This is a genomic window from Cryobacterium sp. MP_3.1 (assembly GCF_035984795.1).
In the GTDB taxonomy this organism is placed as follows: domain Bacteria; phylum Actinomycetota; class Actinomycetes; order Actinomycetales; family Microbacteriaceae; genus Cryobacterium; species Cryobacterium zongtaii.
In genome coordinates, this window is record NZ_JAXCHV010000031.1 from 1 (window position 1) to 15995 (window position 15995).

Consider the following 15995-nt stretch of genomic DNA (forward strand, 5'->3'; position numbering starts at 1 on the left):
GGCCTGGATCAACAAACCCGCCGCTCAGGAAGAAGCGCCGAAACTAGCCGCCTAAACTCACGCTGGCCTCATTCACCTTGACAAATTCCGCAGTGCCGCGCTTCCCAGTGAAGATTGTCTCGTGTCAAGCAGCACTTCGACGATATCCATCAGAGTCTCCTGACTCCGAGCCGCTCCGACCGGTGATCGAGGGTATCCGGCACTGTGACTTCTGAATGCCCGACCGGTAGAGACAGGCCCAACTCAGGAGGATCGCCGGCCCCAGTTTGGTCGGTCGAAAGTTGGTCAAGGATCGCTACGGCCGCCCGACGCACGCGCTCGCCCGTCTCCTGGATAACCTCAGTCTCGGTCTTGCCGGGCACTGAGCCGGCCCAGGCGGACACGTACGGAACCGTGTAGTCGCGGGTATCCATCCCGTGCGCTGCCCCGATCATTAGCGCGACCGACTCCGCTTCTACTTCACCCACCCCGCGGTGCGACAGCACGCCCGCTTCGAGATTGTGCATTCTGATGTGTGCCAGTTCGTGGCTGAGCGTCTTCACCCCGGCCGCAGGATCCATGTCCGCTCGCACCGAGACGATTCGGTGCGCGAAGTCGGTCAGGCCGTTTGCTCCATTGATCGCGGCGGCATCCGGTACCAACGCGACAGCGAAGCCCGACTCTTGAATGAGCGCACGGAGGCCATCCCAGAGTCCCTTGGGCGCCTCGCCGCGGAGCAGCGTTGGCATCGGACGCTCAGGGATCGGTGCCCCTTCGGTTTGGGAGACATCCCACACGTATGCGGGTCGAGCTCCGACCATTCGCTGGCGTACGACTTCACCGGCTCGAGGTCGCTCGTTTCGGCTAAGCCGCCGCCACGAATTCATGTCGGCGGGGGAGGGGCTTGCGAAACGCGCGATGAGGGGAGCGAAGATCATGTAGCCCTTTTGCCCAGCGACCACTTGTCTCCCGAGCGTTTGCCAGTGCCGGAACCCTGCCACGTAGCTCGGGAGTGCAGTCGGGACTGACCCACGTTCGTGCGCAGCGGAATGCTGCGCCCAGATCAACAGTGAGTTGTTGAAAGACCGGGATCGAAAGCGGGCGGAGAACTCAAGGGCACGGTTCCAGTTATTTCCCTTGACGAGCTCCTCGACAGAGGCAACCAGGCGTTCGTGAAGTCCCGCGAGCTTCGCATCCCGGTCTTGCCGCGTTTGCGGTTCAGTCGGCACATTGATCACCTTCCCAAGCGGCTGCCAACACTGGTGTGTGGCTGACACAGAGGTGCGCCTCGCCATGCCAGCGCCCTTAGCGAGTCGTCCCCGTTGAGCATGCTCAATTAGTTTCAGGTTCGTTCTAGCACCACATTTGAGCATGCGCAACCATTGCGTTGGTCATGCTCAAAGACTAAATTGAGCACTCCCAAGGCCCCGAACGACGGCCGAACCGACCTGACCGGACCACGGGGTGAGAGGGTCTGTCTATGACCGATGAAGAGAGCAAGACAGCCGCCGAGAACTTAGCGAAGCGACTCCGGCTTTTGCTCGACGTTGCGGTTGCAGAGAGCGGGAGCGAGCCAACCTTCGCTCAGATCGCCGCGTACCTAGAAGAGCGCGGCACGAGCCTCTCGCGGTCGCGATGGACGTATATGGTCAACGGTCACCGGTATGTACAGGACCTCCCACTTTTCGACGGCCTGGCCGCATTCTTCGACGTCGATTCAACGTTCATCACGGGTGCCACCGATGCTGACATTCCCGCAAAGGTGAGCGCTCAGCTCGACCTCGTTCGCGCAATGCGAGCCGCCCGGATTAAGACCTACGCGGCACGCACCCTGGGAGACATTTCTCCCGGAGCGCTGCAAGCGATCAGCAAGTTCTTGGACGCGGAGATATCTCCGAAATCCCCAGAAGCGCACGAGCACCATGCGGAGGATGAGCCCTAACCAAGCTATGAATTGAGGTGACGAAGCAGTGGACTATCCAGTGAGCGTGTCGACGGCCGTCGATGAACTCGCTCTTGGGGTCAACTTCACATTCGACGAACTCGTCGGCGCCGTGCAGAGAAGCCGGCACCGTCGACTGCGGATTGTTGAACTAGCAGACCTTGGCGATGAGGACGGCCTATGTGCCGTTTGGCTCGTGGGAGAGGGGGAAGACTTAATTCTTCACGCCAGCAGTGACTCGGCGCTGCATCGGCAGCAGTTCGTGCTGCACGAATTGGCACACATGATTCTCGGTCACGACGCCAACCATGATCCCGAAGCTCCCGACTTCCTGCTGCCTGACATTCCGCCTCATGTCAAGGCGCGACTGCTTCGGCGCCAGGATCTTGACACAGCAGAGGAAGTTATTGCGGAGACGCTCGCTGACCGCCTTGCCGCAGCGATTCGCGGGTCTGCAATGCACAACTCCCGGTTCTTGGAGACCTTCGGATGACTGCCATTATTGTTGCCACCGCCATGTGGCTACTCGCCGCCAGTCTGCTGATACTGCGGCGGGGCCGCTCCGAGCGGAACATCACTTACGCGGCGCTCACGATCGCCGTCGCGATGACGCTCAATACTGACCCCGTCTATCGGCCTCTCGACAGACTGGCCGGCGGCGGCAACCTCGTAACTCTGGTGGCGGACGTTGCGTTGATGATCGGTGTCTTCTTCCTGGGTCGGGGAGTGATGAAGGCCTCCGAGCGCCAACCGAAGACGGTCAGACTCGCGCTCGGGCGGGTGGCACTGGTAACCGCAATCCTGGGTGCGGCCGTCGCCTTCTCTCTCATCGACCTTGGCGGGACCACCACGAGCTTCATGCTCGAGCTCGGTGATCAACCCGCGGCTGCTGTCTACTCAATGATCCAATTCGTTTACTACGGGATCGTCCTCTCCGCGATGGCAGTTCTCGCTGCCCGGCAGTTCCGAAACAGCGAGGGTGTCCAGAAGCTGCCACCAGCTTCTCTGTTCATCGGAAGCCTCCTCGGAGTTGGTCTGAGCGTGGTGGTCATTGCCATGGATATCGCCCACGTCTTCGACGAACTGGTCCTGATGGCGGAGATCGCCGTCACGTACGAACCGCTGCGACTGCTGGCATTTCTGTTTCTCTGCGTCGGCTTCGCTGGACAGCCGGCCGCGCGCTCCTTGCAGGCTCGTTCTCGTGAACGACGGACCCGGAAGCTGGTCGACGATCTCAGGCCGATCTGGGCAGAAGCGACCAAGGCGCGCCCAGGAATCAGCCAAAACCAGCAGGTCGCTATCCCTGCGGACGAACCCGACATTGTGCTGCACCGTCAGGTCGTCGAAATCCGCGACGCGATGATCGACACCCGGGTGAACTTCGCAGTCAGCGAGCCCGAGAGAGAGCTCATTGAGCGCGCCGAGCTCCACCTTGTCGGGGCTGGGCCGGCTGGCTCGTTGGCTGCCGCTTTACCCACGACAACCAGAAATAGAAAGATGGGGCGATGAAAGCCGGCTGGGCGATGGCCGGTGCGGTGGCCGCCGTTGGTGGGACGCTCGCCGGGCTTGGGCTCGTGATCGCGAGGAACCTGACCGCACCAGCGGGCGGACGAACGTATGACCTCACCGTGCGCGGGGTCGAGAACTCGGTGGAGCGGACCATCGTCGTTCTCGATCGGACGGCCCACACGGGCGCATCCGGCATCTATTGCCTCATTCTCGAGAATGGCGGCTGGGTGCGGCTGTCGGAGGGCATGGTGGACCGTGGGCCTGGGTTCGTCGGCCGAATGGTGGAAGACCTGAGCGGAGAGCTGAATGCCGGTGACAGAGCCTCCTGGAGCGGAATCTTCTTCTCGACCCCCGTGGAAGCCGGTTTGGTGGCGATGGACGTTTGGGTGCCGACCGATGTTGGGCCCGCGCCAGCGTGGCTCATCGGCCCTCAAGTCGGCCCATCGACGACATGGGCCATCCACATCCATGGTCTCGGGAGCCCGCGCGCTGGAACGCTTCGTGGCGTGCAAGTCGCCGCAGAAGCGGGTTTGACCTCGCTTGTCGTGACGTACCGCAATGACGGCGTAGGTCCCACTGCGGGAGCTGGACGATCCGAACTCGGTGCTGCCGAGGTGGATGACGTCCGCGCTGCTGTGCGTTTCGCTCGCGAGAACGGCGCTCGCAGCGTCATCCTTTTCGGATGGTCGATGGGCGCTGTCATCGCACTCCAGCTTGCCAGAGACCCGGAGCCTGGGGTGATAGTGAAGGGCCTCGTGCTTGAGTCACCGGTTCTCGACTGGGTGTCGACGATTAGAGCCAACTGCGCACGGGCGGGTCTGCCTGCATGGACCGGCACCCTTGCCCTGCCGTGGCTGAGCTCTTGGCCGCTGGCACGCTTGACCGGTCTCCCCAAGCCGCTCACCCTGAGCAGGCTTAACTGGATTGCGCGAGCTGACGAGCTGACCGTGCCGACACTCATCCTGCATGGCCGCCAGGACAGTTCATCTCCGTTCGAAGTCTCGAATCGACTTGGCGAACGGCGACCCGACATAGTCGACATTGAGCCATTCGATGCAGACCACACCATGAGTTGGAATTCGGATCACGTTCGCTGGAGGACGGCTCTCCACGCTTGGCTGACGTCGCCGGCCACTACCGGTTGAGCCTTTTTCGCCCACGACCGAGGCAACGATGCTGCCTTGACCCCTACTCTCAAGCTATGACCAACATCTCGAGCGACGACGCGGTGGGCCGCGGTATCGACCGTGAGGCGGAACTCGACGATACAAATTATCAAATTCGTGAAATGTTCGCCCAGTACGGCCTGGCCATGTATCTCTCTTCAGTTCTCGAGGCGTCCATGATAAACGTGCTCACACTTGCTCAGACGACGGCCTCGGGTATTGGCACTCCAGCCCTATTTGACGACTACTTCCTCGCTAACTCGACCGTGTCGATGGGTCGTCTTCTCAAGCGACTAGCGCCGTTCCTGCTCGACATGCCGGGGCTGCATAGCAGGCTGGACGTCGCGCTTGAGGAGCGCAATCGCTTCGCACATCACTTTTATCGGGACCACGATCGCGACCACATGAGTACTCCAGGCCGCGAAGTGATGCTTGCCGAGGCCTTCCTCGCGCAGGAGTTATTCACGGATACGACAAAGCTACTGGAGCCCTTGGTCGCAACATACCTGGCTTTGCGCGGCGTCCCCCTCGGTACGCATGAAGCGCGTGTGGAAGCGCTGATGGTTAAGTTTCGCGAAGAAGCCGCGACAAAATACGTCGACGACGAATAGACGGGGACGCAGCGAGGTCTGCGAGCCTCGGTTCCGCTGAACCCGCCCGTCGAATTGCCACGCCTCTTGCAGATCGCGGCGGCGCACCTCCTACGTAATAGCGGAGGAGTGCGCGGTGACGGTGTCTATGCGGGTGATGAGCGCTGGTGACGGATACAAGTACCTGCTCCGCACCGTTGCTGCTGGCGACGGGGATCGGTCGTTGACAACGCCACTGACCCGGTACTACAGCGCCAAGGGCACCCCGCCAGGGCGTTGGATGGGCAGCGGCGTCCCGAGCCTCGGTATGGGAAGCGTGGCGAACGGCTCTGAGGTTACAGAGGCGCAACTGCAGTTGTTGATAGGCATGGGGCGAGATCCGATCACAGGCGCGCCCTTGGGGCGCGCGTATCCCGTCTATCGAACTTCGGTCGGCGCGGACGAGGCAACGGTTGGAAACGACCAGGTATCCCGTCGGCGGCGCGCAGTCGCCGGCTACGACTTCTCGTTCTCAATCCCCAAGTCGGCAAGCGTCCTTTGGGGTGTCGCAGACGCAACCACCCAAGGCCAGATCGTGGATGCTCATCACGCGGCGGTTGCTGAGGTTGTCGCGTATATGGAGCGCGAGGTTGCCGCTACGAGGACCGGGGTAGCGGTCGGCGATGGTGCCGTTGCTCAAGTGGATGTGAGCGGCTTGATCGCGACGGCCTTCGATCACTTCGACAGCAGGGCGGGCGATCCGCATCTGCACACGCACGTTGTCATCAGCAACAAGGTGCAAACCGTACTTGATGGACGGTGGCGTTCGCTCGACGGCCGGCCGATGCATGCGGCGGTCGTAGCCCTCTCTGAACTGCACGAGACCCTGTTCGCGGACGCCCTTACGCGCTCGACTGGTGTGAGGTGGGAAACGCGCGAGCGAGGTAGAGACCGCCACCCAGCATGGGCGATCAGCTCCGTTCCCGAGGTGCTCGTCTCTGAGTTCTCCACGAGGTCGCGGCACATCGACGTCGAGACCGACCGGTTGATCGCAGCGTATGTGGGTAGTCACGGTCACCGTCCCAACCCGGTCACGATCACCAGGCTTCGCGCGCAGGCTACTCTGTCCACTCGACCTACGAAGACAGTGCGGTCTCTGGCTGAACTCACCTCAGAGTGGCGCGAACGGGCCCAGCGTGTGCTGGGCCATAAGGCCGTGCCTCAGACGACTGCAGCGGAGGCGGGATCTTTAGCGGTGGTCCTCCACGCAACAGACATGCCTCGCGACACCATCGGCACACTCGGGCTGAACGTGCTGCGGGTGGTCGGCGAAAGGCGTGCTACCTGGCGCCACTGGAATCTCGTTGCCGAAGCAGCGCGTCAAACGATGCAATTCCGTTTCGCATCAGCATCCGATCGAGAAGCTGTTGTCGGCCTGGTTGTCGATGCCGCCGAGCGCGCCTCATTGCAGATCACGCCTCCGGAATTGGCGTCGAGCCCCGCGCCATTCCAGCGAGGTGACGGTACGACTGTCTTCCGCCCAAAACACTCCTCGGTGTTCACGTCCACCGAGTTGCTGGATGCCGAGAGTCGTTTGCTCAACCGGGCGCGCGATACGGCTGGCCCACGGATACTAGCGACCACACTCCGATCTTCTGAGCGCCGGGTTCTGCCCGGTGGCGGCGTACTTGCCGCCGATCAGATGGAGGCGTTGACCGCGATTGTTGAATCCGGGCGGGTTCTCGACGTCCTGGTGGGGCCGGCTGGCGCGGGTAAGACGACAGTTATGAACACGCTCCGACGGGCATGGGAATCGGCGCACGGCGTGGAATCGGTGGTCGGGCTGGCTCCCTCTGCTTCCGCCGCTCAGGTGCTCGCGGATGACTTGGGCATTGCGACCGAAAATCTGGCGAAGTGGTGGCAGAACCATCTCGAGTACGGAGCGACATTCCGCGCGGACCAGCTGGTGATCATTGACGAGGCATCGTTGGCGGGGACATTGTCGTTGGACCGTGTTACCGCGCTCGCCGCGGGCGCTGGCGCGAAAGTTCTCCTCGTGGGCGACTACGCCCAGCTTCAGTCGGTCGATGCCGGTGGGGCGTTATCCCTGCTGGTTCACAATCGAGCGGATGCGCCTGAACTTCTTGACGTTCACCGCTTCGTCCACGAATGGGAGAAGTCGGCATCCCTCGGCCTGCGTCACGGCGACCCAGAGTCGATCGACCATTACGTCGCGCATGACCGCGTGCGTGGCGGCAGCACCGAGTCAATGGCGGATGCTGCGTACGAGGCCTGGCGCACGGATGCTCGAGCCGGCAAGACCACGGTGCTCATCAGCGACTCACTCGAAGCAGTTGCCTCGTTGAATGTCCGAGCCCGGACTGAGCTGATCCTGGAGGGACGCGTGGATGCGCTTCGGGAGATAGCCCTGCATGACGGGACCCGAGCGGCGGTCGGTGACACTGTAATTACCCGCCGGAATGACCGGCGTCTTCGCGCGGCCAAATCTTGGGTGCGCAACGGCGACAGGTGGACCGTGATCAGTGTGCACCGAAAAGGCTCAGTGGAGGTGCGTAGGCACGGCCGACGGTGGGGGAGCACGGTGCTGCTCCCTGCCGAGTACGCCAAGCGGCACCTCGAACTCGGCTATGCGGTTACCTCTCATCGCGCTCAGGGCATAACGACGGATACCGCCCACATTGTCGTTGCGACCGGCATGACAAGGGAGAATTTCTACGTCGCGATGACGCGTGGCCGGGAGGCGAATGCCGCCTACGTTGCCGTAGACAGACCGGATGACGCCCACACTGGGCCCAGGCCTGGCGACAACAACGAGGCTACGGCGCGAAGCGTCCTCTATGGCGTGCTGCAGCACGTGGGCGCTGAACTATCTGCACATGAAACAATCGCGACGGAGCAGGATTCGTGGGGATCGATCGCCCAGCTCGCCGCAGAGTACGAGACCATCGCGGCCTCCGCTCAGCACGACAGGTGGGTGTCTGTGGTGCGCGAGAGCGGGCTGTCGCAAGCGCACGCCGATCGCGTTGTCGCCTCGGATGCGTTCGGCCCGCTGACCGCCGAGCTACGACGAGCCGAGGCGCACCACTTCGACATCGAGCGCCTACTCAGTCGCGTTGTTGCGGCTCGCGGGTTCGAGGATGCTCAAGACCTTGCTGCTGTGCTTCGGGCCAGAGTGTCCTCGGCGACCGCCCGGGGAACTGGGGCGGGGCGCTCGCGAAAGACGCCGCGGCTAGTCGCAGGGCTCATCCCGAGAGCCTCCGGGCCCATGCGCGCTGACCTTCATCGAGCCCTCACCGAGCGCAGCGACCTGATGGAAGCCCGAGCAGCGGCATGCTTGGCAGCCTCGCTGGTAGCGAAGGAGGCGTGGACGAAACACCTTGGGGCGGCGCCGCCAGCATCCCTGGACGGCACATGGCATCGGTTGGCGCGTACCGTCGCGGCCTACCGGGACCGTTACGAAATCGTCAGCGTGAGTGCTCTTGGCCCGTCACCCCAATCGACTGCCCAACAGCTCGACAGGGCACGCGCTGACGCAGCGCTACGGGGAGCTCAGCGCCTCGCGGATCGGCACCCGCCGTCCGATGCGCCTGATCAGCGTGCCAGGTTGGGGCTTCCGACATCAGGCATCCAGTTCTAAACTTGAACCAAGCGACCTTATGTGCGCCGCCACTTGTTGTGACGGCACGACGTTCCTCTTCACCAGGCTGTCCTTCCAGGTTCTTGTCGCCGAACATCCGGAAGGCTTCAGCATGTTCGGACTCATCTTGGGTGTGACTGCCCGCGCTTACTACGTAGTGCGGCGGTTCATGCCGACCACCATCGCACTGGACGCCATCCACACTCGCCGTGGGCTGAAGTGGGGCGTGCCGGCGATGCTTCTCGCGGTCCCGTACGCAGTCGCAATGGTTGTATGCATCGGTCTGGTTGAGAACAGCGGATCGGGCTGGTTGAATCTGGTTGCGTTGCTGTTCGCGTGGAATTCGCTGAAGTTCCTGGCCGCAGGACCCGCGACCTTGGTAACACTGTTTCGTGCACGTCGTCAGGAAGAACGGCGTCGGGCGACTACGGCCGGACACGTCAATGGCGGCAAACAGGAACACCTCGAAGAGCGGGAGCTCTCTCAGAGTCGCAACTGAGAGTGCGCGGCTCCTGGCAGGAGACGCCCTTCGAAGTCTCCACCCGGCTTGGGCGCGCATCCGTAAATCACGAGCTGCCACCGACAGGCTAGGGGTTCCAAGGTGCGGCCCGCCGCCCGCAAATAGGTGTTCTCATCGTGGTCTCACGATGGCCTGAATACGGTCGGTGTTATGACAAACTCAGCAATCGCGACCGACAATCTGTCGAAGTCGTACGGTTCCGGGATAGCGTTAGATGCGCTGTCCTTGGAGGTCGGGATCGGCGAGGTATTCGGGCTACTCGGCCACAATGGCGCCGGCAAAACCACCACCGTCAATCTCCTCACCACTCTGCTGGAACCGACCCGAGGGAACGCGGAAGTGGCTGGCCGCAGCGTGACCGATGACGCAATGGGTGTACGGGCAGCGATTGGGTACTTACCGGAGAACGTCCAGTTTTACGACAATCTCACCTTGATGGAGAACCTGAAATTCTTCGCCCAATTGTCAGGTCTGCGGCGTCCCGATCAGCGTATTCATGACGTGTTGCGCATTCTCGATTTCGAAGGCCATGATCGGCAGCGGGTGGGGACGTTTAGCAAGGGCATGCGTCAGCGTGTCGGCATCGCCCAGGCCATCCTCCACTCGCCGTCGGTGCTCTTTCTGGACGAACCGACGTCGGGGTTGGATCCAGAAGGGGTGCGGACCTTGCGCGAGACGATCGTGCGGTTGAACGCCGAGTTCGGCATGACGATCTTCATGAACACCCACCTTCTCTCTGAGGTGACTAAGACCTGCACCAGTATCGGGATTCTTCGAAATGGAACGCTCGTGCACCAGGACACTCTGGCCAGGACACTGTCGGACTTCCCCGGCGAGGAATCGCTGGAGGAAATCTACTTTCGGCTGGAGTCGGGGCACGTATCGTGAACACATTCATGGTCAGTGCTCGACACGAGATGCTCAACACCCGCCGTGCCCGCACCGCACATCTGCTGCTCTTCGTATTCGTTGGAATGATCATCGCGTCGTCCATCATCGGGTGGGTTACCAACCGAACTGTCACCGGCGTCTACGAGAAAGTCGTCGCGGACGGATTGACAACCGCGCCGAACCCGTTCGCCGGGGTGACTCCGCTGTATTACCTGCGCAACGCCGTCATTTACGTGGTGTTGATTGGTTCTCTGATGGCCATCGTTCTCGGAGTCCAAGCGACTTTGCGGGATCGCAAAGCGGCAACTACTGACCTGGTTCTCAGCCGGCCCGTGGGATCTGTCAGTCGACTTTTAGGACAGCTGGTCGGGCTTGCGGGGGTGCTCGCAGCATCGATTGCGATCAGTTTTTTCGTCAGTTGGGTGATCATCAGCGTCATCAACGGGTCGCCACTGGGCTGGCCCAACACCGGGCGTGTGATTGGCTTTGCCCTGCTGTCCTGGGTTCTTCTTACGACGTTCGCATTGTTGGGGATGCTCACCGGCCTCAGAAGCAAGCAGGAAACAACCGCGCTTCTGGTGCCGTTCGTGATCTGGAGCGCGGTCGCCTTCGTGCTCCCGCAGATCGGCACGGCGGCGCGACCGGTGTCGTTGCTCAACCCTGTTCCAGCTGTGAGTTCAACGGGTGGCTACTTCGACATTGTGTCCATGATCACCGGTCCTGTATCGGTGACGGAGCAGTTCAAGACCGCATCCAGCATCATCCTGCGGGACACCACCGTAACCGGGAACGCTGCCTTCAGCATTCTCATCCTGGTAGGGGTCCTCGCGGTAATGACGGTCATCGTCGTGGCAACCCCGCGCAGCCGAATGAGGAGTGGTCTCAATGAGTAGCACATGGGTGATCGCGCAGAAAGAACTTCTTGACCTGCGGCGCGACCGGCTCTTTGCGGTACTCATCGCCTTTCTTGCGGTGGCGACCCTGATCTCGGTGGGCGTGGCGGCGGCAAGCTTCCGCACCCAACTGGACGCCTACAACTTGTATGTGCAGCGGCTGGCTGCAAGCGGCAGCACGACCGTACCGGCGGCCCCTCAACTCTTTCCGCTGCAGTTGCTGCGCGGCGGCGTCGAGTACCTGGAAATCCTCGGTGCACTGTTCGCAATTGTCCTGGGATACGGAACCGTGGCCAAGGAGAAGTACCGGGGCACCCTTCAGCTTCTATTGAGCCGGCCAGTTGGTCGTTTTGCGATTCCCGCAGGCAAGGTGCTGGGCCTTGCCGTTGTCTGGTTCGTTGTCGTCGCCCTGCTGACGGTGACGACCACGGTTGCCATCCTGGTGATCGGAAATGCGCCGCTGCAGGGGATCGATATCGTACGCATCCTCATTGCCGCTGTGGTGGCATGGCTGTATCTGCTGTTCTGGAGCGCGCTGGCGATCGGTATCACTGCACTGTCACACAGACTCAGCACCGGCCTCATCGTGGCCATTGTGGTGTGGTTGGTGTTCGTGCTGATCATTCCCCAGATCGGCGACACCATGGACCCCGACAACCAGGTTCCCGGTGGGTTGTTCGCCACGCTTCAAATTCAAAAGCCCGACGAGTTGAAAGTACTCGCGAACTTCGCCGTTTTCGACGGCATCCGCAATGGGCTGGAGGTCTCATCGATAACCAAGCACTTCGAGCGACTCTCCTTCGCTTTCCTGGGCATCAAGGACAAGTACAACCAGCAGCCCCTGGGACTGGTTTGGGCTGACATGTGGGGCTACGCCATCACACTCGCGGCGGCGACCGTCGCCTCCGCGACATTCGCCGTCGGGTTCACCACCCGACGCAATCTGCAAAGGAAAATCTCATGAAACGACAACTGCTCATTCCCGTTGCCCTGGTGGCGTCCCTATCAGTCCTCGGACTGGCCGGCTGCCAAGCAGCTACCTCTGCACCGACTCCGGCCAGCTCCCTGGCGGCTGGCTCAGGAACCTCAACGGCCACCGTGCTGCCTGTGAACTCGAACCCGATTGTCAATGCGAGCACCGCTCCGGGATTGACGATCCTGTCCGCGGCCGCGGAAGACAACGTGGATCCCGCAACCAAGGCGGCGATCGACGACCGACTTCAAGTGACCGTGCGTAACGACACGACCAGTGAGCTGTCATCTTTTGAGACCTATTACGTCATGACCGATGTGACGACCGGTCAAAGCGAGGCCTACTATCAGGCGCTGACTGGTTTCACTCTCGCGCCAGGTGCGACGACTACGCTGTCATTTGACGGAGAAAGCGGCCCTGGTCACTACCCTGAAAACACGTTCAGCATCTACCGAAGTTCCAAGAACCAAGTGGACTTCACCATCGAGGTTAGCGCTGCCGGTGTTCAGGTGGCCAACGCCACAGCGACCAAGGGGTCTGGAGCGGGAGATGCAGCAGACTAACCCAGCCGGCACGGTCCGTTCATGAAGCTACTTGTTGTGGAAGACGACGTCCGCATCGCGGACGTCGTCCGCCGTACCCTACAGGAAGCCGGCTACGCCGTGGACGTTGTTCACACAGCCCCGGCAGGTGTAGAGGCGTTCGAAATTGAAACGTACGATCTGATCGTCCTCGACCTAATGCTGCCCGGCCTTCCTCGCGGAGGGATGGACGTTTGCGCCCGCATCCGCGACCTCAATCAGGACATTCCGATCCTCATGCTGACTGCATTGGACTCAACACGAAAAAGAGTGGAAGGGCTGGATGCCGGGGCTGACGACTACCTTGTTAAGCCATTCCATCTTGTTGAGCTCTTGGCTCGTGTACGGGCGCTGCTGCGGCGGGCTCCCCGGGCCCAGGCGCCGATTTTAAGAGCGCAAGGAGTAACGCTCGACCCCGCGACACGCACAGCAACCAGGAACGGTCGAATCATTGTGTTGACTGCAAAGGAGTTTGCTGTTCTGGAATACCTCATGCGGAACGCAGGTCACATCATCAGCTCGTCCGAACTGATCACGCACGCCTGGGACAGCAATTACGAGGGCTATAGCAACGTTGTGCAGACCTACATCCGTTACGTTAGACAAAAACTGACCATTTCAGGTGAGGTAGAGATTATCGAAACCCGCCGCGGAGCCGGCTACGTGATTGCGGCCGACGCATGATTTTTCGCCGCGCACTTATCCGGTTGACCCTGACTTATGCCCTCGTGCAGCTGATCTTGTTTGGCGTTTTCGCCCTTGGCATCTATTCGTTTGTCACCGGAGCATTCGACTTTGACGCTGCCGAATTGGACGGGCAGTCATCACTCAACGCCGCCGAACAGGGCTTCGCCAACCTGCGCATGGGGCTCATCACCGGATACGCGATTCTCGTCATCCTTTTGCCCATCTCGAGCTACCTCATGGCCCGGGGTGCGCTGGCCCCTATCCGGCGCAGCTACGAGCTCCAACAAAGGTTCGTTGACGGGGCGTCCCATGAGTTTCGTAGCCCGCTGAGCGTTATCCAGGGTGAACTCGAACTTGCGCTCTCGCGATCGCGAACACCGGCTCAATATCGAGCAGCAATGACCACAGCGCTGGAAGCCGCCGAAGGCCTCACCAGATTGACTAACGACCTGCTCCTTCTGACCCGAGAGAGCGCCGACGAGCTTGAAGTGAGCTTCGAGCTCGTCTCACTTAATGAACTAGCTCACACTGTTGTCCAAAATCACAAGGCATCTGGCGCCAGAATCACCGTGAGCGATACGCGCAGTGTGCTCGTCAATGGATCAGCGGAACTGCTCACTCGCGCGCTGACCAATCTCGTCGACAATGCAGTCAAATTCACCGACGAATCCGGGAGCATCCAGATCGTTGTCTCCGCGGCCGGGAGATTCGCCCAAATCCAGGTCACGGATGACGGCGTGGGTATGACCCCCACAGAATCTGCCCACGCCTTCGATCGCTTTTGGCGCGCACAGGACGCCAGAAACACACCCGGCTTCGGACTAGGCCTCCCGTTAGTGAAACAAATCATTTCGGCCCACCGTGGGAAGGTGGCCATCGCCTCCGAACCAGGGTCTGGGACAACCGTCACATTGACCGTGCCTGAGCGGCAGCAGTTAACTCAGTCTCAGGGCACCTGTGGTGAGTGCGACGATGAGTCCCACCCCGAGGGCGATGCGGTAGATGACGAACGGTAGGAAGCTGCGGGTAGCTAGATACCGCATGAGGAGCGAGATTACAGCGAGGCCGACGACGAAGGCGACACCGGTTGCCAGCGCCGTCTGAGCGCCGGTGAAGACTTCGGGCGTGCACGCTCCACTGACAGTGCCGCAGGAGGTGCGAACGGTTTTGTAGAGCTCGTACAGGCCGCTGCCGAAAACGGCGGGGATCGCGAGAAGGAATGAGTAGCGAGCGGCGGCGGTCCGCTCGTATCCCAGCAACAGGCCAGCGGTGATAGTGCCGCCGGACCGCGATACTCCCGGGATGAGTGCGAGGGCTTGGGCGCCGCCAAAGATGGCGGCGTCGCCCACGGTGAGGTCGACGAGCCGGCGACGCTTTGCTCCGATGGCGTCGGCGATGCCGAGCACGACTCCGAAGACGATTAAAGTGACGGCGACGATCCACAGGGAGCGAAAGGTGGACTCGATCAGCGTCTGCAACGCCACACCGAGGATCACGATGGGGACAGAGCCCAGGATGATGAACCAGCCCAGGCATGCATCCGGATCGGAACGGGGTACCCGTTTCGTTAGGGAGAGGAACCACCGGCTGATGATGCGGGAGATGTCGCGCCAGAAGTAGAGCAGTACGGCTGTTTCGGTGCCGAGTTGGGTGATCGCGGTGAACGCGGCGCCTGGGTCCGCCCCCGTACCCAGCAGTGAGCCGACGATGCGGATGTGCGCACTGCTGGAGACGGGGATGAACTCGGTGAGTCCTTGGACGATGCCCAGGATGATGGCGTTGACAGTGTCGATGATGTGCTCCGGTATCAGGCGAAAAGGCGGCGGTTTAGACGGTCGCTGTGAGCTGGGCGTTGGCTCTACGCGATCGGACAGAGAGGGCTGTCACCAGGATGAGGATGATGGCGAGGAATAGGGCACTCGTTCCTGTCGTGCCCAGTCCGAGTCCACCGTCGGCGGCGGGCTGGGAGAGGAGGTCGCCGGTGGACGCACCGAGGGGGCGGGTGAGAATGTAGGCGATCCAGAATGCCAGGACGGCGTTGATGCGGAAGACAAAGTACGCGACCGTCACGAGTGCGATCGCTCCGGCGAAGACCAGCAGAGCGACGAAGAAACCTAGATTTAGGCTCTCGGCTACCAGGTCGCCGGCTGCGGTCCCGAGCGCGAAGGTGAAGAGCACGGCGAGCCAGTAGAACGTCTCCCGACGAGTGGTGAAGATCGAGTGGATGGAGAGGGTTTTCTCGGACAAGAACCACGCCATGAAGGTCACGGCCAAGATCACGGCGAACACGGCTGTGGTGAGCCAGAGCGGCACACCGAGGCTGTCGGTGAGGTTGTCCGTGATCAAAGTGCCCACGACGCTGATAAGTACGACGGCGAGCCAGTACACGGCGGGGATATAGCGGCGGAGCTTGAACTGGGCGACGAGGGCCGCGACGAGGAGCAAGGCCATGATGATCGATGTGAGGGTGAGTCCAAGACCCAGATCGACGTTGAGAAGATCCGCAGCGGTCTCGCCGACCGTGGTAGCCAGGACCTTGATAATCCAGAAGACGAGGGTGACCTCTGGCACCTTGTTGAGCATGTGACGGGTGGATGACAGGGTGCTGGAATGCGCTGAGTTCATGG

At 61.4% G+C, this 15995-nt stretch carries 16 protein-coding genes and 1 pseudogene; 13 read left to right on the plus strand and 4 right to left on the minus strand.

Features of this window, described 5'->3' with window-relative positions:
* Nucleotides 1-149: 149 nt before the first annotated feature.
* Both RCH12_RS15425 and RCH12_RS15430 read right to left on the minus strand, forming a co-directional pair.
* On the minus strand, nt 150-728 hold the full coding sequence (locus RCH12_RS15425) for a hypothetical protein (RefSeq protein ID WP_327017486.1): 579 nt from the start codon (nt 726-728) through the stop codon (nt 150-152).
* Nucleotides 729-899: 171 nt separating this feature from the next.
* Nucleotides 900-1352, minus strand: a pseudogene (locus RCH12_RS15430) (ArdC-like ssDNA-binding domain-containing protein); the annotation flags it as partial.
* Between the two features lie 107 nt (nt 1353-1459).
* On the opposite strand from RCH12_RS15430, the gene RCH12_RS15435 reads away from it, so the two are divergent.
* The 13 genes from RCH12_RS15435 (at nt 1460) to RCH12_RS15495 (ending at nt 14384) form a co-directional block, all read left to right on the plus strand.
* Complete coding sequence (locus tag RCH12_RS15435; RefSeq protein ID WP_327017445.1) at nt 1460-1921, plus strand: hypothetical protein; 462 nt, start codon at nt 1460-1462, stop codon at nt 1919-1921.
* Between the two features lie 46 nt (nt 1922-1967).
* On the plus strand, nt 1968-2414 hold the full coding sequence (locus RCH12_RS15440) for a hypothetical protein (RefSeq protein ID WP_327017446.1): 447 nt from the start codon (nt 1968-1970) through the stop codon (nt 2412-2414).
* On the plus strand, nt 2411-3430 hold the full coding sequence (locus tag RCH12_RS15445) for a DUF6545 domain-containing protein (protein ID WP_327017447.1): 1020 nt from the start codon (nt 2411-2413) through the stop codon (nt 3428-3430). The genes RCH12_RS15440 and RCH12_RS15445 overlap by 4 nt, the downstream gene beginning before the upstream one ends.
* The gene (locus RCH12_RS15450) at nt 3427-4575 is read left to right on the plus strand and encodes an alpha/beta hydrolase family protein (protein WP_327017448.1); all 1149 of its coding nucleotides are present in this window, start codon (nt 3427-3429) and stop codon (nt 4573-4575) included. The genes RCH12_RS15445 and RCH12_RS15450 overlap by 4 nt, the downstream gene beginning before the upstream one ends.
* A gap of 56 nt (nt 4576-4631) precedes the next feature.
* Nucleotides 4632-5207, plus strand: a complete 576-nt coding sequence (locus RCH12_RS15455) for a hypothetical protein (RefSeq protein ID WP_327017449.1) — start codon at nt 4632-4634, stop codon at nt 5205-5207.
* A gap of 127 nt (nt 5208-5334) precedes the next feature.
* Nucleotides 5335-8823 (plus strand): MobF family relaxase, encoded by a 3489-nt coding sequence (gene mobF, locus RCH12_RS15460; RefSeq protein WP_327017483.1) that lies wholly within the window; start codon nt 5335-5337, stop codon nt 8821-8823.
* 112 nt (nt 8824-8935) lie between these two features.
* Nucleotides 8936-9322, plus strand: a complete 387-nt coding sequence (locus RCH12_RS15465) for a sulfate permease (protein ID WP_327017450.1) — start codon at nt 8936-8938, stop codon at nt 9320-9322.
* A 171-nt stretch (nt 9323-9493) separates the two neighbouring features.
* The gene (locus tag RCH12_RS15470; protein WP_327017451.1) at nt 9494-10231 is read left to right on the plus strand and encodes an ABC transporter ATP-binding protein; all 738 of its coding nucleotides are present in this window, start codon (nt 9494-9496) and stop codon (nt 10229-10231) included.
* The gene (locus RCH12_RS15475) at nt 10228-11127 is read left to right on the plus strand and encodes an ABC transporter permease (protein WP_327017452.1); all 900 of its coding nucleotides are present in this window, start codon (nt 10228-10230) and stop codon (nt 11125-11127) included. The genes RCH12_RS15470 and RCH12_RS15475 overlap by 4 nt, the downstream gene beginning before the upstream one ends.
* Nucleotides 11120-12091: an ABC transporter permease gene (locus RCH12_RS15480; RefSeq protein WP_327017453.1), complete on the plus strand. Its 972-nt coding sequence runs from the start codon at nt 11120-11122 to the stop codon at nt 12089-12091. Before RCH12_RS15475 ends, RCH12_RS15480 begins: the two co-directional genes overlap by 8 nt.
* The gene (locus tag RCH12_RS15485; RefSeq protein WP_327017454.1) at nt 12088-12663 is read left to right on the plus strand and encodes a hypothetical protein; all 576 of its coding nucleotides are present in this window, start codon (nt 12088-12090) and stop codon (nt 12661-12663) included. The genes RCH12_RS15480 and RCH12_RS15485 overlap by 4 nt, the downstream gene beginning before the upstream one ends.
* Before the next feature lie 21 nt (nt 12664-12684).
* Nucleotides 12685-13365 (plus strand): response regulator transcription factor, encoded by a 681-nt coding sequence (locus RCH12_RS15490; RefSeq protein WP_327017455.1) that lies wholly within the window; start codon nt 12685-12687, stop codon nt 13363-13365.
* On the plus strand, nt 13362-14384 hold the full coding sequence (locus RCH12_RS15495; protein WP_327017456.1) for a sensor histidine kinase: 1023 nt from the start codon (nt 13362-13364) through the stop codon (nt 14382-14384). Before RCH12_RS15490 ends, RCH12_RS15495 begins: the two co-directional genes overlap by 4 nt.
* Here RCH12_RS15495 and RCH12_RS15500 read toward each other — a convergent pair.
* Nucleotides 14304-15161 carry an undecaprenyl-diphosphate phosphatase gene (locus tag RCH12_RS15500; RefSeq protein WP_327017484.1) on the minus strand — a complete coding sequence of 286 codons (858 nt, stop codon included), beginning with the start codon at nt 15159-15161 and terminating at the stop codon, nt 14304-14306. The two genes, RCH12_RS15495 and RCH12_RS15500, sit on opposite strands and share 81 nt — an antisense overlap.
* Nucleotides 15162-15195: 34 nt before the next feature.
* A complete protein-coding gene (locus tag RCH12_RS15505; RefSeq protein ID WP_327017457.1) occupies nt 15196-15993 on the minus strand; it encodes a COG4705 family protein in 798 nt (265 codons plus the stop codon).
* Nucleotides 15994-15995: the final 2 nt, after the last annotated feature.

What these genes read in the sequence shown, in the direction of transcription:
- RCH12_RS15490 (WP_327017455.1), top strand. Translation starts at nt 12,685, where the DNA reads ATGAAGCTACTTGTTGTGGAAGACGACGTCCGCATCGCGGACGTCGTC.
- RCH12_RS15470 (WP_327017451.1), top strand. Translation starts at nt 9,494, where the DNA reads ATGACAAACTCAGCAATCGCGACCGACAATCTGTCGAAGTCGTACGGT.
- RCH12_RS15435 (WP_327017445.1), top strand. Translation starts at nt 1,460, where the DNA reads ATGACCGATGAAGAGAGCAAGACAGCCGCCGAGAACTTAGCGAAGCGA.
- RCH12_RS15495 (WP_327017456.1), top strand. Translation starts at nt 13,362, where the DNA reads ATGATTTTTCGCCGCGCACTTATCCGGTTGACCCTGACTTATGCCCTC.
- RCH12_RS15425 (WP_327017486.1), bottom strand. Translation starts at nt 728, where the DNA reads ATGCCAACGCTGCTCCGCGGCGAGGCGCCCAAGGGACTCTGGGATGGC.
- RCH12_RS15480 (WP_327017453.1), top strand. Translation starts at nt 11,120, where the DNA reads ATGAGTAGCACATGGGTGATCGCGCAGAAAGAACTTCTTGACCTGCGG.
- mobF (WP_327017483.1), top strand. Translation starts at nt 5,335, where the DNA reads ATGCGGGTGATGAGCGCTGGTGACGGATACAAGTACCTGCTCCGCACC.
- RCH12_RS15485 (WP_327017454.1), top strand. Translation starts at nt 12,088, where the DNA reads ATGAAACGACAACTGCTCATTCCCGTTGCCCTGGTGGCGTCCCTATCA.
- RCH12_RS15445 (WP_327017447.1), top strand. Translation starts at nt 2,411, where the DNA reads ATGACTGCCATTATTGTTGCCACCGCCATGTGGCTACTCGCCGCCAGT.
- RCH12_RS15465 (WP_327017450.1), top strand. Translation starts at nt 8,936, where the DNA reads ATGTTCGGACTCATCTTGGGTGTGACTGCCCGCGCTTACTACGTAGTG.
- RCH12_RS15505 (WP_327017457.1), bottom strand. Translation starts at nt 15,993, where the DNA reads ATGAACTCAGCGCATTCCAGCACCCTGTCATCCACCCGTCACATGCTC.
- RCH12_RS15455 (WP_327017449.1), top strand. Translation starts at nt 4,632, where the DNA reads ATGACCAACATCTCGAGCGACGACGCGGTGGGCCGCGGTATCGACCGT.
- RCH12_RS15450 (WP_327017448.1), top strand. Translation starts at nt 3,427, where the DNA reads ATGAAAGCCGGCTGGGCGATGGCCGGTGCGGTGGCCGCCGTTGGTGGG.